This is a genomic window from Bacteroidales bacterium (genome assembly GCA_023229505.1).
Classification (GTDB): domain Bacteria; phylum Bacteroidota; class Bacteroidia; order Bacteroidales; family JAGOPY01; genus JAGOPY01.
In genome coordinates this window covers 59,219-81,792 of record JALNZD010000002.1, presented here as the reverse complement: position 1 = coordinate 81,792, position 22,574 = coordinate 59,219, and the positions used below count along the sequence as shown (strand labels likewise).

The following is a 22,574-nucleotide window of genomic DNA, read 5'->3' as shown; positions in this document are numbered from 1 at the left end:
ATTAAACCAACAACCAAAAATATTCAAATCCTTGCAACTTTATCCGGCCGTTCCCGATTTCCGGAACTTTACCCAGCAGGCTTTTTCTGAAGGAAATATCCCATTTCAGGCTGATTTCATCAGCGGAGAGATTCTGAACGACCAGGATATCAATATTATCAAACCTCCTGTAATAAGCCATGATTTCACCAGCTTGCCGGCCATCAGGTTTCTGAAGGTCCACCCAGGAAAGTTTTCCCCTGCCGAAAACCGGGTAAGCATTGCGTGCATGGAGCATCGTCTTTACCTGGATAAAAACAAGGGATTCGAAAGAGCCGGGCCGGGCAAGTGCCGATTTGACACTGTTCCAGTCTATTTTTCCCCTGACCAGGAAGCGGGTATCATCTTTGCCCACTGTCGTCTTCATTTCCTGGTAATAAGCCTCATCATTGAACTTTCCGAATTCATCGCCATAATAAATCACCGGCGTTCCGGGAAGTGAAAGCATGATGGAATAGATCAGCCCGATTCGGGCGGGATCACGTTCCATCAGCTCTGCCAGTCGGGCCGAAATCCCCTGTCCTAGTCGGAAGTCCCACTCAGGCTTACGGCAATAATGCTCATGGATGTATTTCCGGTCCTCTTCGGTGACATAAACCAATTCCAGGCTCAACTCATCATGACATCGCAGGAAGGTAAACCATTGGGCACCGGCAGGTATTTCCGGCGTCACTGCCAGGCTGAGGGTTTCTACTACAGGTGTGCGGTTTGCCATGGCCACCGATTTAAAGATCTGAGGCATCAGCGGAAAATGATACCCGGCATTGCATTCATCTCCATTGCCAAAATATTTCACAACCTCATGTGGTTTCTGACAGGCTTCAGCCAGTAAAAGCGTATTAGGCCTGACCAGGTCGATCACTGTCCGGAAAAACCTGACAATAGCGTGGGTTTTTGGAAGATTTTCGCAGGCAGTGCCTTCTTCTTTCCAGATATAAGGGATCGCATCAGCCCTGAAACCATCCACGCCCCGTTCCATCCAAAAGAGGAGGTTACGCGACATTTCGATGAGAACCTGAGGGTTCCGGTAATTCAGGTCGGGCTGAAAATCGAAGAAGCGGTGAAAATAATACTCATCACCTTCTTTCTTCCAATTGCTTTCCTCAATGCCATAGAAGATGATCCGGGCATCGGCATATTCTTTGCCATCCTTGCTCCATATAAAGAAATTACGAAAAGGGCTATCCTTCGATTTCCTGGCCTCTTTAAACCAGGCATGATGTTCGGAAATATGATTTGTCGCGATATCAAAAATTACCCGTAATCCACGGCTGTGTGCCTCCTTCAGGAAGTTCCCGAACAATTTACGCATCTGGTCATCCGTGGCATTTTCACCCAGGCCTGCAAGCTCTTTCCTGATCCTCCGGTAATCGCTGATATCAAAACCAGCATCACGCATGGGTGACTCAAGGATAGGCAGTAGCCACAGGCAATTGACGCCAAGGCTCTGCAAATAATCAAGGCGCGCGGTAAGCCCGACAAAATCCTTATTAAAAAGATCGACATAAAGGGAATAAACGACAGCGTCCTTATACCACTCCTTTTCTAATGGAGGAAGAGTTTTAGCTGTCATGAACCGGTCGATTTCGGCAGTAAAAACTTTCAGCATATCGGACGGCTGTTCAGGATAAAGTTCCTCCCAGACCTGGAAAAGATCAGAATACTTATCTTTCATGAAAAAGTGTTCTCCTGAATTGCTGGCAACCAATTAGTTTAAATGTGAAATAAATGGTTTATTTCCTGCAGCAAAAGTATGAATTAATCTGTTTCAATGGCTAAATCCGTAAGAAGTCTGAGAATAAAAAAGCCCTTCACTTTCGTACAGGGCTTTTTTTCAGAACGGGAAGTTTCTCGGCTATTATGATCTGACTCTAACAGCAACCCGGACTTGGAACGATAATGGCCATTTCAAATTCCGGTGTAAGTTTACGGTAAAAAGAGGAGGATTATTAGAAGGACTTATAAATTTTATTAAATGGAAGATGTTCACAAGTCATTTTCATTACTTTTAGCAACCTTTTCCAGCAAAATTAACAGTTATGAAATACCTCCAGAAAACCTTGCTTTTTTTCGCAATCTTTCTACAGTCCTTGATCCTCTTGTCTCAGATTTCCTTTCACCGTGTTGAGCCTCCGTTTTGGTGGGCAGGTATGCAGGATTCATCACTTCAGTTGATGGTTTACGGGAATAAAATTGCCCAATCGAATGTTATAGCCGATTATCCCGGAGTTATCCTGAGAAAAACGATCAGGCTCGAAAATCCCGATTATCTTATACTTGACCTGGAAATCACCAAAGATGCCCGACCGCTACTCAAATGGTAATAAAGGAAATGACTCGGTTGCAGGTATGCTAGAAGCAGCCAGGCGGTCTGATCCGAATGGCCGTCATGGGGGAGACATCAAAGGGATCAGCGATAAGCTGGATTATATCGCTGACCTTGGCGTTACTGCCATCTGGCTTAACCCGGTCCTGGAAAATAATATGCCGGCCTATTCCTATCATGGTTACGCGATCACGGATTTTTACTGCGTCGATCCACGATTTGGTGATAACGATCAATATAAATCGCTGGTAGATAATTGCCACAAGAAAGGGTTGAAAGTCATCATGGACATGGTATTCAATCATTGCGGAAGCAACCATTGGTGGTTACAGGATATGCCCATGGAAAGCTGGATCCATCAATTCCCTGGATTCACCCGTTCCAACTATCGTGCTGAAACAGCAATGGATCCTTACGCTTCTGATTTTGACCGGGAGAAAATGCAGACGGGCTGGTTTGACAAGACGATGCCCGACCTGAACCAACATAATAAAATCCTCGCTAACTACTTGGTGCAGAATAGCATCTGGTGGCTCGAATTTGCCGGGCTGGATGGCATCCGGATGGATACTTATCCTTATTCTTATAAAGATTTCATGACGAAGTGGATGCAACGGGTGCTGAAGGAATATCCCGATTTCAGGGTGGTAGGGGAGACCTGGCAGCAGAAGGAAACTCACACTGCTTACTGGCAGGCAGGTTCACCGGTTAGCGGTGACTATTCTTCCTACCTGCCTTCGGTTACTGATTTCCCTTTGCAGTATGCCCTGAAGGATGCCTTTAACGAGCAGGAAGGTTGGACCAACGGCCTGGCCAGGCTTTATTATGTGCTGGCCCAGGATTTCATTTATTCTGATCCTTTCTGCAACACTATTTTCGCCGATAACCATGACCTGACGCGGTTTTACACCAGCATAGGCGAAGATCTGAACAAATTTAAGATGGCCATGGCGGTTCTCCTGACTACAAGGGGAATTCCGGTGATCTATTATGGAACAGAACTTCTGATGACGGGTGAAAAGTCGAATGGTGATGGCTTTATCAGGCAGGATTTTCCGCTGGGCGAGTGGCAGTTGGCAGTTGACAGTAGGCAGTTGACAGTAGGCAGCAGACAGTTGACAGTTGACAGTAGGCAGGAAGAAGCGTTGCAGTATTTGAAAACCTTATTGAAGTGGCGGAAGGGTTCAGAGGTTATCCATCATGGAAAGTTAAAGCAGTTTATTCCAAAAGATGGGATTTACGTGTTCTTCAGGTATGATGAAGAGGATGCAGTGATGGTGGTGATTAATAAAAACAAAGAAAACCGGAAACTGGATCTTACACGTTTTCAGGAAGTTTTAAAAGATTACCGGAGAGGGAAGAATGTTGTGACCAAAAAGGTTTTTCTTTTGGAAGAAGGGATCGATGTTCCGGGTGAGACGGCGCTTGTACTGGAGTTAGGGTAGAAGACAGAAGACAGAAGACAGAAGACAGAAGTCAGAAGACAGAAGTCAGAAGACAAGGTGTTAAATTGCTCAATGCTCAATGCTCAATGCTCAATGAAAAATGTATGAGCTCCCCAAGGTTGCAATCCTGCAAAAAGCCCCGGGTAATTCATATTTTCTCCGTCCCGGTCAAATAATTGCCCGGAAATAACATCAAATAGTTGATAAGTTCTGCCTGGAAGATATGAATGGCTTGATTCAACAAGCCCCTGGGCAGGCTGATCGCTAAGATTAATTACAAACAAAAGGTTTTCATGGTTACCAAGCCATTCCCATGCCAGTAAATTAAGATAGGAGAGATTATCCGGCCATCCCGAAACCTTAACTAAAGCCCATCTTCCAATGCGGATCGCATCAAATTTCAGTATTTTCATCAGTTGCCGGTAAAACATCTTCAGATCCGGATTTTCCGGCTCATTTTGCCTTCTGGAAAGAAATACCGGTACCCTGACCATTCTTCCTTCGAGCTGGCCGTCATGCAGAAGCCTTGCTCCGGGTTGGGTAAGTGAAGCCAAAGCAATTGCTTTATGCCTACCGATGGAAAAAAGACGTGAGGCTCTCGGCTCATCGTGATTTTCAAGGAAGCGCAATAATTTTTCTTGCACAGGCATCATCTCTATAAGATGTTGCCTTGATTTTTCCGCACCTTCTATCAGGTAATCATAGTATCGCTTATCATAACAAAAATCAAAGCCCTGATTTAACAGAGCCGGTTCTGTATCCCAGTATGATTCGGCAATAAATGTAAAACCGGGGTATTGTAGCTTGACCTCCGGGATAACGGAGGCCCAGAAATCAAGTTCCGGTTTCTGCTCCGCCTTCTCTGACCAGGTTTTAGAAAAAATATCATTCATGACAAGCATAGCCATATCACAGCGGATCCCGTCGCATTGTGCTGCAATGATTTTAAGCGTTTCCACCATCGTTCTGCGCAGACCTTCGTCAAAAATATTAAGCTGAAGCACATCCGGCCAGGGTGGATAAAAAGGATCATGGGCCTTTGCATAAATATTTTTCCCGGCACGGTACCAATCGTCCGGATGGTTGCTCATTTGCTCCTCTGTCCCGCTGATGAAAAATCCGGGGTTTGAAATCGTCCACGGATGGTCGGGTGCAACATGGTTGGGTACAAAATCAAGGATCAACCGCAAGCCGCGACTTGCCAGCTCCTGCCGGGCGATGGCCAGTCCTTCAGACCCGCCGATATGGTAATCAACATGGTAACCTTTGATGCAGTAAGGCGAACTGACTATATCTTCTTCTTTCAGATCCGGCAACGCTTCCCGTAGGTCTTTCATAATGCCCGTATGTTGTTTGGCAATAATTAACCCGGCCGGGCTGCGTTCCCAGACACCCATGAGCCAGATGACATTAAAGCCCAGGCTGGCCAATTCATCCCATTCCCTGGCAGGGATATTGGCGAGGGTAATTTCCTTGCGATATTTCAGGTTGAGCTCGTGGAGCCAGATCCACGTATTAATCTCATAAATGATTGGATTTCCCGGCAGGGCAATCTTATTCAGTGATGCGACATTCATGATAATCGGAAATTGGTCTGTTTGGATTAAATTGGTTTCGAATACCGGGCAAAATTACAAATTCTTAGGATAGGTTATCGTAGAGACGTTGCACATGTAGTGACGTCTCTACAATGACCTAATGCAAACCAAGTATTTTCTTTCCGATATTTGCATTTCCAAAAACCTCTTTCCATGAAAAAAATCATTCTCTTTTCTCTCATCATTGTCGCTGTTGCCTGCAGCACGGAACGGAAGCATCTTCCACAAGACCACTTCGTCACGGGCCTGGCCTTTCCGTTGCGCCTGGATAAAGACCAGTCAGAGATCATTCTTACCGACTTTGTCCCGTATGTGACACTGATCGATTCGGTCCTTATCGATGGAAAGAGAGTCGACATGGAAGCTGATAAAAATACAATCGCATATAAAATTCCGCCGGAAGCCAAACCACTTATGGAGATGAGGATATGGAACAAAGGCAGCTATCAGTCAGTGCTGGTGATGAAAAGCCGTAAGGTGGATTTCCTCTATTCATTTGACCCCGGTAACAAGGTGTATAAAAGTGTCCGGTTAGCGGCGGAGTTTAATGGATGGACACCTACCAGAACTCAATTGAAATTGGAAAATGGAAATTGGACCGGGACGTTTCCCCTGAATCCGGGAAGATACCAGTATCAGGTTGTGACTGATGACCACTGGAGGCTCGATCCCGCTAATCCCGATTCGGTGGATAATAATGCCGGCGGTTTTAATTCGGTGATGAAAGTCGGACTGATGGATAAATCCAATATACCTTTTTTATATACGGTTGAATATGATAAATCCGAAAATGAAATAAATGTTAAATGGACCCGGTTGCCTTCGGATTTCTTTGTCTTCTGGCAGAATATTCTCCTGGATAAAAGTTACCTGGAAATAGAAAAAGATGAGCTGGGAATTTCAATTCCAAAGGAAGCTGCCGGCTTTGAGCGGTCATATATCCGTGTTTATTCCCTCAATTACAACGGTATTTCGAATGAATTGCTCATCCCTTTGCAGAACAGGAATGTGGTAATGGATGCAGACCTTGTGAAAAGATCTGACAAGGAAGCTCAAATCATTTACAACGTTTTTATCGACCGGTTTTACAATGGAAATCCTGCTAATGACGAGCCCATCAATAATCCTGCACTTGTTCTTCCCAAGGCAGATTATTTTGGTGGTGATATTGCCGGTATCACGGCAAGAGTTAAAGAAGGATATTTTAACGATCTGGGGGTAAATACAATATGGATTTCACCTGTCGTACTAAACCCCAAAGGGGCTTATGGCCAATGGAACGATCCGAAGACAAAATTCTCTGCCTATCATGGTTACTGGCCCATTTCATTTACGCTGATTGATCCAAGGATGGGAACGCCGGCAGACCTTAAGGAATTGGTCCGGGAAGCTCACGCCAGGGGGATAAATGTCCTGCTGGATTTTGTCGCCCATCATGTTCATGTTCTGCATCCTTATTATATCGAACACCCTAACTGGACTACCAGTCTTTATCTCCCTGACGGCACCATGAACACGGAAAAATGGGATGAGTACCGGCTTACGACCTGGTTTGATGTTTTCCTTCCCACGCTCGACCTGCAGCAGCCTGAGGTGACGGAAATGCTTTCCGATTCGGCTACCTGGTGGATCAAAAAATACGAGCTGGATGGTTTTCGCCATGATGCGACCAAGCATGTGCCGGAAATTTTCTGGCGGACGCTGACGAAAAAGCTGAAACAACAAGTAGTCCAGGCTGAAGGAAGGGAAATTTACCAGATAGGAGAAACCTATGGCGGGCCCGAATTGATTTCCAGCTATGTAAATACCGGTATGCTCGACGGGCAGTTTGATTTCAATGTGTATGATGCGGCGATCGGCGTTTTTGCCCGGGAAGCAGATCCTTTCACCAACCTCGACAATACGCTTCAGACCAGCTTTGATTTTTACGGCAATCAGAACCTGATGGGCTACATCACGGGCAACCAGGACAGAGGGCGATTCGTTTCCTATGCCGGCGGCGACCTTAAATTCGGCGAAAATGCTAAAGCAGCCGGCTGGACGAGGGATATAGAGGTAGGGGATACATTGGGTTACCGTAAACTGTCGATGCTGACAGCTTTCAATATGACCATACCCGGGCTTCCGGTGATCTATTACGGTGACGAAATCGGGCTGCCGGGCGGGAATGATCCGGATTCGAGGAGGATGATGAAGTTTGATGGCCTCAATCCCCATGAATCCTCCACAAAGGCAACTGCAACAAAGCTGGCTAAAATCAGGAAGGAAAACCTGTCGCTGATTTACGGGAATTTTACCACCCTGCAGGTTGATGATAAGACCTATGCTTATGCCAGGCAGTACTTTGATAACATTTCAGTCGTGATTTTCAATAAAGACAATAAACCTGCAAATCTTGAGATCACCCTCCCGGATTGGATGGAAAATCCGCAGTTTAAATCAAATTTCGGGAATAATTTCAACCTGGACGAAAGAAAACTATCCATCACCCTGGCGCCGTGGTCATTCGAAATAATGACCGGAAGCGTTGATTGAATTATAAGTTTTTATTCATATCTTGCCTCCGTAAATTAATCCTGATTATGAAAACCAAATTATTGAAGAAAATCATCTCTGCTTTTGCCTTATTGGCAGTCATCAGTATTCCGTCTTTTGCACAGAAAGCCCCTATAAAATATGGGTCTGTCAGCAAGGCTGATCTCGAAATGACTGCCTATCCTTTGGACACAAGTGCAGTTGCGGCAATTCTTTGCAACTACGGGTATTTTAATTCGCACACTTATGATTTTGTGAGGATCTTAAGAATAAAGATATTTAAAAAAGAGGGGACCACCTGGGGGAACAGGATTTTTCCCACATCTGATAAAACAGCTATTAGAGGGATTACCTATAATCTTGAAAATGGGGAGATCGTCGAGACAAAACTGAAATCTGAATCCATTTTCCTTGAACGGGTATCTGAGGATATATACAGGACGAGAGTGGCGATGCCAAATGTCAGGGAAGGTTCAGTATTAGACCTTGAATTCCGGCATCCGTGGTTGCCTGGCGAATGGAGATTTCAGGATGTCATTCCCGTACGATGGAGCGAATTGCTCATTGAAGATTCGAAATATATAGAATTCAGGAAGAATTATTTTGGCTTTCTTCCATTATCTGAAAGCTCTTCTATCCGTTCTGTTGCAAAAGATATGCCTGCATTCAAGGAAGAGCCTTACATGGCGAATGCGACCAATTACATGACCAAATTCGAGATCGAAATTCTCAGAATTTCCATTCCGATCAGCGACAACTATCCGGGATTTTACAAGGAGTATTCTACCACATGGGCAGCAGTGAATGCCCGGTTGATGCAGAGTGGTCATTTCGGTATGGCTATAAGAGGTTGTGTTTTTCTGAATAATAAAGTGAAAGAAATTGAGCAGACATGTACTACCCCAATGGAAAAACTTATAGCTGCCCATGAGTACGTAAAACATGCAGTCAAATGGAACGAGCTGGAAGCGCTTTATATTTCGTCCGAAGACCTTGCAACCCCGTTTAACAAAAAAATCGGGAATTCTTCGGATGTGAACCTTATCCTGATACAACTCCTGAAAAAGCTTGATTTAAATGTTACTCCGGTTGCATTAAGTACCAGGAGCAACGGTTTTCTTTCTCCTTTGTTTCCTTCACTTGATAAACTTAATTATGTTGTTGCCTACGTGGTGATTGATAATAAGCCCTATTTTGTTGATGCAACGGAAGAGTACCTCCCGGTTGGTATGCTTCCGGAACGGTGTATTAACCTGCAAGGCAGAATTATTGACGAGATGAAGTCTGACTGGGTGGATCTTATTCCGCAGAAAAAGGATAAAACCCTGATTCAAGTGGATCTGACTATAGGTCCGGATCTTGTTATGACCGGAACAATGAACCGGAATAGTTATGATTACGCCGCCTTGGAATTTCGTAATGATTACGCAAAGTTTAATTCCGAAGAAGAATTTTTAAGGGACATGGAAAACAACAACCTGGGACTGAGCATTATTAAATCCCGGATTTCAAGCCTCGACAGTATTTACCTTCCCATACAGGAAGAGTATGATGTCAGGATAAAGAACCGTGTGACCAGCGCCGGCAATATGCTTTATATATACCCTCTCCTCTTTGAACAAGTCATAGAAAATCCTTTTAAATCGGAAGAACGGAATTATCCGGTAGATTTTATAACTCCTTCTGAAATGACTTTTATTTCTAAGATAACTATACCGGAAGGCTTACAAATAGTAGAATTACCAAAAGTGATGGTTATGAAATTGCCTGATAACAGCGTAAGCATACAGTACCAGATCAGCGCGGTCGGAAATATTGTGTATCTTACTTACAAGTTTAATCTGACAAAACCTTTTTTCTCTGTAGAAGAGTATGCTGATTTACGGACATTTTTCTCTGAGCTGGTGAAAAAGCATTCTGAACCAATTGTTATTAAAACTCTTTGATTATGAAGGTGATCAGATTTATTATTTTTGGTTTTTGCCTGGTCCCTTTATCTTACCTGAACGCAGGTGAATTGTTGTATAAGGTAGCTGATATCCCCAAAGAACTTAAAGAAAAGGCCCGGGCAGTGATCAGAAATGAGGAAAAGATTTTTGAAGTAACATCAATCAGCAAAGGGACATTGAAAGTCACTTATGCTATAACGGTTCTAAACAAAAACGGACTTGATGATGCAAATTTTACAGAGTTTTATGATAAATTCCGGACAATTTCAGCCATAAAAGGCCGTGTCTTTGATGAATACGGGGAACAGATCAAAAGAATTCCGTCCGAAGATATCCAGGATTTCAGTGCGATTTCAGGTTTCTCTGTTTTCGAGGACAGCAGGGTAAAATTTATCGACCCAAAGATCCGTAATGTTCCATTTACGGTTGAATATTCCTATGAAGTGACGTTTAACGGACTTTTTCAATATCCGTCTTGGGTCCCTCAGCCCGCTTATAATCTTGCAGTTGAAAAAAGTTCATTTAAGGCATTAATTCCTAAAAACCAGGATTTTCGTTATCTGGAGAGAAGCATTCCTTCATCGGTTAAATTTACTTCAGATGAAAAGAATAAAATATATTATTGGGAAGCTTCTAACCTGAAGGCTATTGAACGTGAACCTTACAGTTCTCCATCCCGGGAAATTTTTCCTATTGTCCTCATGGCTCCTTCACAATTTGAAATTGGAGGTTTCGAAGGAAATGTCGATTCGTGGGCCAGTTTAGGCGATTGGTTTTATACTTTGAATGAAGGAAGGGATATTTTATCAGAAGAGATTGCTTTATTTTTAAAAGAGCTGATAAAAGATTGCAGTGATGATTATGATAAAATCCGCAGGATTTATGAATATATGCAAGGAAGGGTAAGATATGTCAATATTAAGACCGGAATCGGGGGCTGGCAGCCTATTGGTGCCTCAACGGTTCAAAGACTTGCCTATGGTGATTGCAAGGCATTGACAAATTATATGCTGGCTATGCTTAAGGCAGTCGGCATTAAATCCTATTATTGCCTTGTATCAGCCGGAGAATCTGAAGCTTCACTGATCACATCATTCCCATCCTCACAGTTTAACCATGTATTCCTTTGCATCCCTGTCGGCCAGGATACCCTTTGGCTTGAATGTACCAGCCAGCGATTACCATGTGGTTATATAAGCGATTTTACTGATAACCGTGACGTGTTGTTAATTGACAAGGCGAAGAGTAAGATTGTCCATACGAGGAATTACAGACTTGAAGATAACCAGGAAACCAGCATATCACATGTCCGGATTGATGAAACCGGAAAAGGTACTTTGGAGATTAATTCGGTTTACAGGGGCTTAAAATATGATGAAATACTATCTGCCTTCCTGGCTGATGATACTGATAAAAAAAGGATGATATCCGATAAACTAAAATTCCCCGGATTTCAGGTTATCAGTTTTAATTACAAGGAGAACAGGGAGATCATTCCATCCATAGAGGAATCATTAATAATTAATTTTGAAAATTATCTTACCATTCTGAATTCCAAGTATCTGATGCCATTAAACTGTACCAAAAAAATTGCTAATTCCCCTCCTAATGTCCGGAACAGGAAAACTGAAATAGTGATAAGGCATGCTTTTCAGGATATTGATACAATTATTTATGAGTTGCCTGTTTCGTTAAAAGTGGAAAGTGTCCCGGCCCGGGTTCATATCGTTGCACCTTTTGGTGAGTATTCAGCAAACATTGAATTTAAGGAAGATTTTCTGATTTTTGTGCGAAATTTCCAGCTCAATGAGGGTAAGTATCCAGCCGCTTCTTATACAGAATTCATTGATTTTTTTGACAGAATCACTGTTGCTGATGATATGAAGTGTGTTTTAGTAAAGAAATAATCAATTCACTTAAATACTTAATAAGCGAATGCTATGAAAAAAAAAGGTTTAAATATGATTTTAATTGAACTTCTGATAATCTTACCAATTCTTGTTTTAATCATTTTAGTCGCATGCTCCGGTCCCAAAAAGGAAGCCCCGGTGAAAAAAGCTCCGCCGCAGAGTTTCGTGGCCCACCCGGAATGGAGCCGCAACGCCACCATTTATGAAGTAAACATCAGGCAATATACCCCGGAAGGGACTTTTGAAGCATTCCTGGAACATATTCCCCGCCTGAAAAAAATGGGGATTGATATCCTTTGGCTGATGCCTATCAATCCCATTGGTGAAAAAAACCGGAAAGGAACTTTGGGAAGTTACTACTCCATCAGGGATTACAAAGGTGTAAACCCGGAGTTTGGCACGCTGGATGATTTTAAAAAAGTGGTCGAAAAGGCCCACCAGGAAGGGATGAAGGTGATCATCGACTGGGTGGCCAATCACACTTCGTGGGACAATTCCTGGATCACGGAACACCATGATTGGTATACGAAAGACTCGCTGGACCATATGGTTTCCCCTTTCGACTGGAGCGATGTGGCTGATCTGAATTACGACAACATGGAGCTATGGATCGGAATGCTTGACGCCTTGAAATACTGGGTGGAAGAAACTGACATCGATGGCTATCGTTGTGATGTAGCCGGCATGGTACCCTTAGAATTCTGGGACACTGCCCGTGCCGAACTCGATAAGATTAAACCCGTTTTCATGCTTGCCGAAGCCGAAGAGCAACCACATCATACCCGTGCCTTCGACATGTCATATGCATGGGAACTCCATCACATCCTGAATTCCATCGCCAAAGGAGAAATGAATGCCATGGCGCTGGAGACTTACTATAATAAGCAAGATACGCTGTATCCCGCGGATGCCTACCGCATGCTTTTTACATCCAACCATGACGAAAACTCCTGGAAAGGCACCGAGTTTGAAAGGATGGGAGAAGGTTCGATCTGTATGGCAGTGCTGACTGCCACCCTTCCCGGGATGCCGTTGGTTTACAACGGCCAGGAGTCAGCTTTTAATAAGCGGTTGCGGTTTTTTGAAAAAGATACTATCGACTGGAAAGATTACCGGCTTGAACCATTTTATAGAAAACTTTTTGCTTTAAAGCATGCCTATCAGCCATTATGGAACGGGTCGTGGGGGGGAAGGATGGAACGGATTTCAACCACTGCTGACTCATCGGTATTTGCATTCATGCGCGAGAAAGAAGGTGACAGGGTTTTCGTTTTGGCTAATCTCACTGGCCATGTGCAGGAATGTAAACTAAAGGGAACTTCTTTTACCGGAAAATACAAAGAATGGTTTGCCGAAGAGGAAGCCACTTTCGGGAAAGGGGCAACAGTCAGGTTGAAACCGTGGGAGTATAAGGTTTATGTTGGAAAGTAAAGACAGAACTAGCAAAGCTATAAAAATACACACTGGAATGATTTTTGCTAATTTAATACCTAAATTTGTGTGCAAATAAGTATTACTAATTTAAAACCATCAAAAAATGAAAAAAGGATTACTATTATTTCTGTTTTTAGTTTCATTTGTTTCATATGAGGCAATCAGCCAGTGCGGCCAAATCAGCCTGATCGGCGAATTCAACGGCTGGGCCGGTGATCACAATTTGACGCGTGATGCGTTAAATCCAAACCTCTGGAGAACCACCATTTCGCTGACTAAGGAAATGGCTGGCGGCGATACCATCGCTGAAATGAAATTTCGCGAAAATGCCAGTTGGACTGTGAACTGGGGCGCAGCTGATTTCCCCGTTGGCATTGCTGTACAAGACGGACCGAATATCCCGGTTCCGGTTGATACCACTGCCCTTACTACAGATTATTTCGTGACATTCAATTGCAGCACAGGTGCATACAGCTACACGGAATTGTGCGGCGAGATCAGCCTGATCGGGGAGTTTAACGGCTGGGCAGATGACCTGGCTATGACCCGCGACACAACTAATCCCGCTCTCTGGAAAGCTAACCTTACGCTTACAGCTGAAAGCAACTTAGAAGATCCAGCCGACATTATCTATATTAAATTCCGCGAAGACAGTGCCTGGGCTGTGAACTGGGGTGCAGTTGATTTTCCGTCAGGGATTGGTGTTCAGGATGGTTCCAATATCCCCGTCCCGCTGGATGTTACGGCTACCGAAACCAATTATGTTGTGACTTTCAACTGCGTAACAGGAGAGTATAATTTTGTGAACACAACTGTGACCGCCCCCAAGGTGTCTGCGATCACTATCGATGGAAATCTTGTTGAAGCTGAATGGAAAATCGACCAGATTGTGTGCCAGATCGTTAATGGTATGCCAGGAAATGATATGAATGAAGTCTTGTTCGGTGTGACCTATAATGCAGATTACCTCTATATCGGACTTAGCGTAAAGGATGCTTTCCTTACATATTTCGAAATGGGTGAAGTCTTTATTGATGGCAATAAATCCGGAGGAGCATACGATGAATTTGACTTACATCTCCGGTTTGCAGGACCAGTTGTCCAGGTTGTTTATCCCGATACAATAATAGGTATACTGCTGGGATTTGGGATAAATCCTTTAGGTGACGGATATACCGCTGAACTTGGTATTCCGTGGTCTGAACTTGGTGTGACGCCGGTTGAAGGTGCACAGATTGGCTTCGATCTTATTATCAGCGATGGCGACTCAGGCACCGGCATAGATTATATGATGGCCTGGGTTGGTGGTCTGCAGGATTATGTGTATACATCCTCTTTCGGTAACCTTCTCTTCGGAGGGAACGCCGGGGTTGATGAGATCGAAGACTACAGCGCTTTCGTTGTGCTCTTCCCGAACCCCTCCAATAGCAATGTTTACCTGAACCTGGCAAACGATGTCTTCAACGGCAACATCAATGTTTATGTGACCGATATAGCCGGCAGGGTAGTACAGAGCAACCGCCTGAACTTCCAAAGCACCGGCGACCAGATCCTTCTGAATGTTAACCAGCTCACCCCCGGTATCTACTTTGTAAATATCTGTGGTGACAATGGTTCAAGGGCTGTCAAAAAGCTAATCGTTCAGTAAACAGCATTAATCTCTCAAATATAAAAAGCTGCCCTGGTTTTTCCGGGCAGCTTTTTTTTAAAGAAGCCGCCCTTATGGGACGGCCTCTTTTATTGAAATAATTTTCAGTTTAATATTTCATTGTTTTCAAGGTATATGGGATACCCGATTTTGGATAGAAGGTCACGAAATACAACCCTGTGGACCATTGTGATGTGTTAACGGTGATTGTTCCCACACCCGGGTTTTCCATTTTAACGAATCGCTGGCCCATGGCCGAAAAAATGCAAATGGATTTTAGGTCAACAAGGGTTTTCACATTCAAGTAATTGTTAAAAGGGACCGGGTAAACGGTGACTTTGCCTGCCAATTCGTTTTCACTAAAACCAGCATCCGGCCTTACACCCCAGAGAAAAGTAGCAAAAGTGGTGTCACTTGTAATATCGACTGATCTGTTCGGATCACCATCCCATTCACCGGTAATCCAGCCAAGGCCTTTGAAAAATTTAAACTGGTAGGTACCCACGGCATCAAGGGTCATAGTAATTGAATAGATGGAGTCTTCGATCGTCCCATCAGGTGCCATAGCATCATAAGGATTAAATCCTGGCTCACTCCATATCCCGTAAAGTCCTCCGAAATCCCCCACGATAGAAACGGGGCCGTCTGTCAATCCGGAACCTTTCATATCGACTTTAAAGGTGGCAAAGACAGGTTTGACACCCCATATGTAATTAAGGGTGACATTACCCATTATACTGACTTTACGGTTAGGAATCCCGTCCCATTCGCCGCCAACCCAGCCAGCGCCTTTAAAAAACTTAAATTGATAAGTGCCTTCCGGCAAAGCCATCGTGCGGGAATAAATAGAATCGTTATCGGGATCGATAAGCTCATTAGCTGCATTCATCCCCGGTTCAGTCCAGCTACCATAGATACCACCGAAATCACCTGAAAAATAAACAGGCTGTCCGGAAGTGAGTCCGGAGCCATGCATATCAACATTCATTATGACTTCAACAATAGGATTGGGATTATTGTTAACTAAAATGTCGTCAAAGTAAATGATGATATCTTCAGTAAGGGTAAGCGGATCCTCAAAGTCGGGCATAAATGCTATGATTGGATAAGTCCCGGTTTTAGATGAGAAATCAAATACCATGTCTTCCCACACACCGGTGCTGGTTTGCGGAGATATTGACGGAGCTTCGAGGGTGCCGGCGTCGCCCCCTTCCAGTTTAAATTTTATAGGGCTGATCCGGGGTTTCCAAACTTTTACATGAACGTACTTGTTATCGGTCACGTCGACCGGTGTAGGCAGTGGTGACCAGAATCCTCCCCAGGGCACGCCATCTTTATCACGCAAAAATTCAACAACGTAACTGCTGGCATTAATACCAGACGGATCAGGGTTAGGGACGACAGTCATCTTACTTAGATCTTCTGTCCCGTCCAACATCATATTCAAAGGGATGGTTTCATAATCTTCAATGATATAACCAGCTGCAGTGGCCGGCGTCGGATCGTTGTTTACCATAATGTCATCGAAATAAATGACGATATCTTCAGTAAGGGTGAGCGGATCTTCAAAGTCGGGCATAAATACTATGGTAGGATAGGGCCCGGTTAATGTGGTGAAATCAAATACTATGTCTTCCCACACACCGGTGCTGGTTTGTGGAGACATTGACGGAGTTTCGAGGGTGCCGGTAGAGCCTCCTTCCAGTTTAAATTTTAGAGGGCTGATCCGGGGTTTCCAAACTTTTACATGCACGTACTTGTTAACGGTCACGTCGACCGGTGTGGGTAAAGCTGACCAGAACCCTCCCCAGGGCACGCCATCCTTATCACGCACAAATTTAACAACGTAATAACTGGTATTAATGCCGGACATATCAGGGTTAGGAACGACAGTCATCGTGCTTAGATCTTCAGCCCCTCCAAACATCACATTCATTGGGATGGCTTCGAAGTCTGCCACGACCTGGGCTTGCGAAAAACCAGATATTGCCACTAAGATCATGAAAACAAGTAAATTTCTTTTCATAGTTTTAAATTTTAAGTGAATAAGAATAATTTTAATACCCAAAGATAATAAAAATAATTATTTAAAAACATATTTATCGTACTAAAGTTTGATTTTGTTTATCACAAAAGTTATTTCAGAAAATTTTTATCGCGATACTTGCAGCAGTAATCTTGATAAATTGCCCAACAGACTGAACAACATCTTTAATTTTAAAGTGTGGGAGAATTTTTCAAAAGCTGCAAGCCTGCTTTTTAATAACTTTACAACATCAATCAATCAGATTTTATCATGAAGAAATTCATTTTATCTCTTCAACTGCTTATTATCCCATTTTACTTTTTTGGCCAGCTTGTGGTAACCGACCCGCCCATGCCAATAAGTACAGAATCTGTGACGATCACCTTCGATGCCACGCAAGGTTCCGCTGGATTGGCCGGCTACACCGGGGATGTATATGCCCATACCGGGGTGATAACTCAATTAAGCTCCGGCGGTTTCGATTGGAAGTACGTCAAAACAAGCTGGGGACAAAATACCCCGGATACTAAATTGCAGCGGATCGGGCAGGATTTATATTCTCTCCAGGTCACACCCAATATTCAAGATTATTACGGAGTTCCTGCCAATGAGAAAATCCTGCAAATGGCTTTTGTGTTTCGTAGTGGTATCCAGGTAAGTGGCAACTGGCTCGAAGGTAAAACTGAAACCGACGGGGATATATTTATTGATGTTTACGAAGCCGGCCTGTCGGTCTCTTTTGGTCAACCCCAGCAATTCCCTGTCATTATTCAACTTAATGAATCATTTATCACGGAGGTCAACGCCAATGAAGCCGATTCTGTTTTCCTGTTCATGGATGGAAATTTGCTCAAAGCAGACACTGGTAATTACCTGATTGATACTATTACCGCGACGGATTTTGGTAAATTCCTGGTAAAGACCATGGCAAAAAACCAAACCGGAGCTGTAGCCGATTCTTTTTACTATCATGTCAGACCTGATGTCACTGTTGAAGCCCTGCCTGCCGGTATCCGCGACGGGATTAATTATACCGGGAGCCAGTCAGTTGTAATGAGCCTCTTTGCACCTTATAAAGACTATATCTACGTCATTGGAGATTTTAACGATTGGGATATCAGCCAGGATTATTACATGAAACTTACTCCCGATAGCCTCCGTTACTGGGTGGAGATCAACGGCCTGGTACCAGGCAAGGAATATGTCTTCCAGTACTATATCGATGGCCAGATCAAGGTTGGCGATCCTTATGGCGATAAGGTCAGCGATCCCTGGAATGATGCTTACATCTCAGATATCACTTACCCAAATCTTATTCAGTATCCGGCCGGGAAAACCACAGGCATAGCCACAGTGCTCCAGACTAACCAGGTTTTCTACAATTGGGAGGTGGATAACTTCACCACTGCAGCCGAAACTGACCTGGTGATCTATGAATTGCTGGTCAGGGATTTTACATCAAAACATTCCTATGATGGCCTTATCGATTCGCTGGATTACCTATTTAACCTGGGCATCAATGCTATAGAACTTATGCCTGTCAATGAATTTGAGGGTAACAGCAGCTGGGGTTATAATCCTTCATTCTATTTTGCTCCGGATAAATATTATGGACCAAAGAATGACTTGAAACGATTTGTTGATGAATGTCATAAAATAGGAATAGCTGTGTTTATCGACCTGGTGCTTAATCATTCCTATGACCAGAGCCCCCTGGTGCAGATGTACTTCGACGGAAACAATCCGTCTGAGGAGAATCCCTGGTATAATGTTAATTCTAACTTCACCAACCCGGATGCCCAGTGGGGAAATGACTTCAATCATGAAAGCCTTTACACGCAGGAACTTGTCGATAGTATCAACAGTTACTGGATGTCGGAATATAAAATAGACGGATTCCGGTTTGACTTTACGAAAGGATTCGGCAATAATATAAAAGGCTCAAATGACCCCTGGGGCAGTATTTATGATGCTGACAGGATCAGGTTGCTGAAACGGATGGCAGATGAAATCTGGTTGAGAAATCCTCAGGCCATTGTTATATTTGAGCACCTTGCCGACAATACCGAAGAAAAGGAGCTTGCTGATTATGGTATCCTGCTTTGGGGTAATGCGAATTATAATTATGGTGAAGCTGCCATGGCTTACCATGACGGAGGAAAATCCGATTTCTCCTGGATCAATTATAAAAAAAGAACCTGGAATGACCCTCATGTGGTAGGTTATATGGAAAGCCACGATGAAGAACGTCTTGCTTTTAAATGTGTTACTTACGGAAATTCCACGGCGGATTACAATATCAAGGATACCACTACGGCCTTCAGGCGCCTGGCTATGAATGCCCTGTTCTTTTTCACTGTACCGGGCCCTAAAATGATCTGGCAATTTGGAGAGATGGGCTATGATTACTCGATAGAATATAACGGACGGCTCGGAGAAAAACCTGTCAGGTGGGATTACCTGAACGATTTCCGCCGGAAATACCTTTACGATTTTTATGGCGCCCTGATCAAACTGCGTACGGAACATCCTGCTTTTGAAACAGCAACGTTTACCTTATATGTAGAAGCAGCTCTCAAGAAAATCGTCCTGGCCCACCCAGACATGAATGTGGTGGTCCTGGGAAATTTTGATGTAAATGCCGGGACCATCCTGCCGGGATTTGCTCATACAGGGGCATGGTACGAATATTTCACCGGCCAGCCTTTTGAAGTGACCGACCTGGCTGAGTCCATGTCGTTGGAAGCAGGCGAATATAAGATGTACACCGATATCCAGCTGGAAACACCCCAGATCCATACCGGTCTGGCAGAAGATATTGAAAAGGGCCGTCTTATGCGTGTCTTCCCTAATCCGTCTGATGATTTTTCCATTCAAATTGAACTTGAAAAGCCTTCCCTATTGACTCTCGAGATTTTTGACTTATCCGGAAGGAAAGTGGATGAAATTTACAATGGACGCCTGCAAAGCGGCTCCCATCAGTTCGGCTGGTCAGGCAGAGAAGCCGGCCTGAGCCCTGGGATCTATCTCCTGAGGGCTGTCACTGCAAATAATTCGGAAGTATTAAAGCTGATTTACAATTAGTGCTGTTGATGTGGCCAAATATCATCTTTCTTTCTTTCTATGATTAGCACGAATCAACTTATAGGCGCCATAAACAGTTCCTCCCAAAAGTAAAAACAAGCTACCCCCATCCAGTGGCGCAGCTCCGCCATGATTGCCATTCAAGCCATGTCCACCCGGAGGGTCAGGCGGTTGGCCTTGTACAAAAGAATTTACAGATAAAAAAAGGATCACGACCAGCAATAGAAACATGGTGATATTTGTTTTTTTCATGGGTATATCAATTTTGATAATTAGTAAATAAAGATCTTCCGTCCTGAATTAAACTGTTGCGAGACGAAGCGTAACACATATAACCCTGTTGGTAAGGAAGATTGGATGACTTGATTCCTTCCTGTGGCTCTAAAACTTTCCAGGCATCTTCCTTCCAGGGAATATAGAAGAAGATGCCCTGTTATATTCCTTGGATTTGACACGTAAATCCGGTTTTCGAAGCACCAGAAATCCGGTTCATCTTTAAAAACGGGTTCTGTCAGCCGGGCAACATTCATAAAATAAAGCGTAAACCGGGTCTCAGGCTGGAAAAGCATATGATTAAAACGGTATTCCGGCTGTTCCCTCATGTCAAGCCATGTGCTTTGCAGGTTATCTTCAAGAAAGATCCCGATTTCCTGCGGTATTCCTTCAAAATCAAAGGCCGTCAGGGTCAGTGTATCTTCTTGATTATAAGAGATTCCCAGTGCAACAGAGGCAGGATCATCGGCCAGGATATTGATACATAGCTGATGATCATCCGCTATTGAAAATATTTCCGGGCAGTCCGCATGACCATTGAACAATTTCTCCGCATCAAATCCAGCGTCAAACTGATTGGTTGCAGCCGGATCAAAGTAGATCAATGTTTCATCTGACCATTGGTTTTTACTGATTTTCAGACGGATTTGCTCTACAGACGGTTCCTTTTTGCTTTTATAGAAAGGTTGGCCGGCATGCACCAACGGTTGATCATTTAAAATATCAATTGATAAATTTCCTGCCTCCATTGACTGAACAAAGAAACCCTGTATGGCTGGAATGATGGAGGTCGTTCCGGCCGGAACACCTGTCGTCCCGTTATGAGCACGGTATCCTCCCAGGTTTTCATTTAATCCCGGGTCCCAGATATACATAGTACTGGCCGCAACGGCCGCCTTATCTATTCCTCCGGAAGACCAGTCCAGCGCACAGGAATATGGATTTCCCAGCAGGTTCCAGTAATTCCCGGAATGGCCCAGCAGGATGTCCTGGTTGCCATAATTCAGCAAACCGCTGAATATCCTGGTCAATGCTCCGCTGTTTGCTGCAGAATAAGCAACAAGATAGCCTTTTCCCGGAATAAAAGCATCCCCGAATTGCGGGTTCCATTGACCGTTATCATCCCTGATGTTGATCCATCCTACAGACGGGGGGCCATTTTCTTCCCAGTAATAAAGGTCGAAGCTCTGATCCATTGGATCGGGGACGAATTCAGGCTGAAAAGTTTGCTCAACCATCGGAGATGATAAGAAATGCCAGCCATTATCTTTGGCTATATATCTTTCTAATATGGCTGTACCGGAAGGATTTCCCGTGAGGACCAGGGAACCGGCCGGAACCTGGCTGTTGACAGATTTTAAGATCAGTCCCTGATCTGATTCCCCAGGACTCTGGTTTTCCAGGATTAGATTTCCATGCACTGTCAGCGCTTTTCCAGTGTTAACGGTGAGCCTTGCCGTATCTGCAACCGTCAGGTTCATGCAAACGGCAGGGTTTTCCGGCAGATTATCGATTACCGGAAAATTGGCTGCCGTTTCCGGTATCTGCACATTTGTCTGAAATGAAGGTGCAATCCCTGTCGACCAGTTGCCGTTATTGTTCCAGTCGTCAGTTAGCCCTTGCCACATTACAGCATAAGTACCGAAAGGGACCGCGGCCTGGAGTCCGGCCTCATCCAACCCGTCCAAAGCATCATTCCCAGGCGTTTCCCAGGCAGATGGTAACCATCCGCCATCAGGCCCGGTCCCATGCTTTCGATACCAATAACTATCGCGGTACGAATCTGTCGCATCTTCCTGCCAAACCTGGTCAACCACAACAGAGCCGACTTTCAACCTTACCTGGAACCCGTCATTGCCATTACCGTTGATGATACCCATTGGAACAACATTGGTGAAGATTCCCTCGTTCCCGAACACATCATGGAATGCATTGACATGATCAGGTTTGACCAGGTAAACGAAGGTGTTTGTAAAAACACCGCTCATCGAGCTGATTGCCCCGGTGCCGGATCCAAATGGCGCCCCGTTGAGCGATCTCCAGACTTCGTAGTTATTGAGATTTTCAGTTCCGGTGATAAAAAGTTCAATAGCCTTCGGGGAACCACCCGTCAGCGTTCCATGCAAAATACCTGTAATAATGACCCCCGGCCTGGCCGTAATATGCCACCCCACAAGAAGAATGAGCAACATGGCCATTCTCTTTTTCCATCCTTTTGTTTTCATAATCCTTTTTATAGGTTTATCCGGTTTTTCTGAAAATATACCCGGTCGAAATGAAATTTTTTTTTATTTCTTAATAATAATC

13 protein-coding genes are annotated in these 22,574 nt (G+C 44.1%); 8 read left to right on the top strand and 5 right to left on the bottom strand.

All coding sequences use genetic code 11. The features are described 5' to 3' along the window. Position 1: 1 nt before the first annotated feature. Positions 2-1,714, bottom strand: a complete 1,713-nt coding sequence (locus M0Q51_01135; protein ID MCK9398582.1) for an alpha-amylase family glycosyl hydrolase — start codon at positions 1,712-1,714, stop codon at positions 2-4. 364 nt (positions 1,715-2,078) lie between these two features. Between M0Q51_01135 and M0Q51_01130 the strand changes: the two genes are divergently transcribed. Both M0Q51_01130 and M0Q51_01125 read left to right on the top strand, forming a co-directional pair. Beyond that, entirely contained in the window at positions 2,079-2,363 is a 285-nt protein-coding gene (locus M0Q51_01130; protein MCK9398581.1) for a cyclomaltodextrinase N-terminal domain-containing protein, read from the top strand. Further along, on the top strand, positions 2,338-3,810 hold the full coding sequence (locus tag M0Q51_01125) for an alpha-amylase family glycosyl hydrolase (GenBank protein MCK9398580.1): 1,473 nt from the start codon (positions 2,338-2,340) through the stop codon (positions 3,808-3,810). The genes M0Q51_01130 and M0Q51_01125 overlap by 26 nt, the downstream gene beginning before the upstream one ends. An 83-nt stretch (positions 3,811-3,893) precedes the next feature. Here M0Q51_01125 and M0Q51_01120 read toward each other — a convergent pair whose 3' ends face one another. After that, positions 3,894-5,387 (bottom strand): alpha-amylase family glycosyl hydrolase, encoded by a 1,494-nt coding sequence (locus M0Q51_01120; protein ID MCK9398579.1) that lies wholly within the window; start codon positions 5,385-5,387, stop codon positions 3,894-3,896. A gap of 174 nt (positions 5,388-5,561) precedes the next feature. Between M0Q51_01120 and M0Q51_01115 the strand changes: the two genes are divergently transcribed. The 5 genes from M0Q51_01115 (at position 5,562) to M0Q51_01095 (ending at position 14,884) form a co-directional block, all read left to right on the top strand. Next, complete coding sequence (locus M0Q51_01115; protein ID MCK9398578.1) at positions 5,562-7,943, top strand: alpha-amylase family glycosyl hydrolase; 2,382 nt, start codon at positions 5,562-5,564, stop codon at positions 7,941-7,943. Between the two features lie 47 nt (positions 7,944-7,990). After that, positions 7,991-9,889, top strand: coding sequence for a hypothetical protein (locus M0Q51_01110; protein MCK9398577.1), 1,899 nt, complete (start codon positions 7,991-7,993; stop codon positions 9,887-9,889). A gap of 2 nt (positions 9,890-9,891) precedes the next feature. After that, on the top strand, positions 9,892-11,799 hold the full coding sequence (locus M0Q51_01105; GenBank protein MCK9398576.1) for a DUF3857 and transglutaminase domain-containing protein: 1,908 nt from the start codon (positions 9,892-9,894) through the stop codon (positions 11,797-11,799). A 141-nt stretch (positions 11,800-11,940) separates the two neighbouring features. Next, positions 11,941-13,233: an alpha-amylase family glycosyl hydrolase gene (locus M0Q51_01100; GenBank protein MCK9398575.1), complete on the top strand. Its 1,293-nt coding sequence runs from the start codon at positions 11,941-11,943 to the stop codon at positions 13,231-13,233. Positions 13,234-13,339: 106 nt separating this feature from the next. Continuing rightward, entirely contained in the window at positions 13,340-14,884 is a 1,545-nt protein-coding gene (locus M0Q51_01095; GenBank protein ID MCK9398574.1) for a T9SS type A sorting domain-containing protein, read from the top strand. Between the two features lie 109 nt (positions 14,885-14,993). Here M0Q51_01095 and M0Q51_01090 read toward each other — a convergent pair whose 3' ends face one another. Then, positions 14,994-16,910 (bottom strand): T9SS type A sorting domain-containing protein, encoded by a 1,917-nt coding sequence (locus M0Q51_01090; GenBank protein MCK9398573.1) that lies wholly within the window; start codon positions 16,908-16,910, stop codon positions 14,994-14,996. A 270-nt stretch (positions 16,911-17,180) separates the two neighbouring features. Here M0Q51_01090 and M0Q51_01085 point away from each other — a divergent pair, with 270 nt between their 5' ends. Further along, positions 17,181-19,994 carry an alpha-amylase family glycosyl hydrolase gene (locus M0Q51_01085; GenBank protein MCK9398572.1) on the top strand — a complete coding sequence of 938 codons (2,814 nt, stop codon included), beginning with the start codon at positions 17,181-17,183 and terminating at the stop codon, positions 19,992-19,994. A 21-nt stretch (positions 19,995-20,015) separates the two neighbouring features. On the opposite strand, the gene M0Q51_01080 is transcribed toward M0Q51_01085, so the two are convergent. Both M0Q51_01080 and M0Q51_01075 read right to left on the bottom strand, forming a co-directional pair. Next, positions 20,016-20,246: a hypothetical protein gene (locus tag M0Q51_01080; protein MCK9398571.1), complete on the bottom strand. Its 231-nt coding sequence runs from the start codon at positions 20,244-20,246 to the stop codon at positions 20,016-20,018. Positions 20,247-20,266: 20 nt separating this feature from the next. After that, positions 20,267-22,492 (bottom strand): T9SS type A sorting domain-containing protein, encoded by a 2,226-nt coding sequence (locus M0Q51_01075; GenBank protein MCK9398570.1) that lies wholly within the window; start codon positions 22,490-22,492, stop codon positions 20,267-20,269. Positions 22,493-22,574: the final 82 nt, after the last annotated feature.

Excerpts from the sequence above, each read along its gene's own strand:
- M0Q51_01125 (MCK9398580.1), top strand. The coding sequence starts at position 2,338 with ATGCCCGACCGCTACTCAAATGGTAATAAAGGAAATGACTCGGTTGCA.
- M0Q51_01105 (MCK9398576.1), top strand. The coding sequence starts at position 9,892 with ATGAAGGTGATCAGATTTATTATTTTTGGTTTTTGCCTGGTCCCTTTA.
- M0Q51_01080 (MCK9398571.1), bottom strand. The coding sequence starts at position 20,246 with ATGAAAAAAACAAATATCACCATGTTTCTATTGCTGGTCGTGATCCTT.
- M0Q51_01115 (MCK9398578.1), top strand. The coding sequence starts at position 5,562 with ATGAAAAAAATCATTCTCTTTTCTCTCATCATTGTCGCTGTTGCCTGC.
- M0Q51_01130 (MCK9398581.1), top strand. The coding sequence starts at position 2,079 with ATGAAATACCTCCAGAAAACCTTGCTTTTTTTCGCAATCTTTCTACAG.
- M0Q51_01075 (MCK9398570.1), bottom strand. The coding sequence starts at position 22,492 with ATGAAAACAAAAGGATGGAAAAAGAGAATGGCCATGTTGCTCATTCTT.
- M0Q51_01135 (MCK9398582.1), bottom strand. The coding sequence starts at position 1,714 with ATGAAAGATAAGTATTCTGATCTTTTCCAGGTCTGGGAGGAACTTTAT.
- M0Q51_01095 (MCK9398574.1), top strand. The coding sequence starts at position 13,340 with ATGAAAAAAGGATTACTATTATTTCTGTTTTTAGTTTCATTTGTTTCA.
- M0Q51_01090 (MCK9398573.1), bottom strand. The coding sequence starts at position 16,910 with ATGAAAAGAAATTTACTTGTTTTCATGATCTTAGTGGCAATATCTGGT.
- M0Q51_01120 (MCK9398579.1), bottom strand. The coding sequence starts at position 5,387 with ATGAATGTCGCATCACTGAATAAGATTGCCCTGCCGGGAAATCCAATC.
- M0Q51_01110 (MCK9398577.1), top strand. The coding sequence starts at position 7,991 with ATGAAAACCAAATTATTGAAGAAAATCATCTCTGCTTTTGCCTTATTG.
- M0Q51_01085 (MCK9398572.1), top strand. The coding sequence starts at position 17,181 with ATGAAGAAATTCATTTTATCTCTTCAACTGCTTATTATCCCATTTTAC.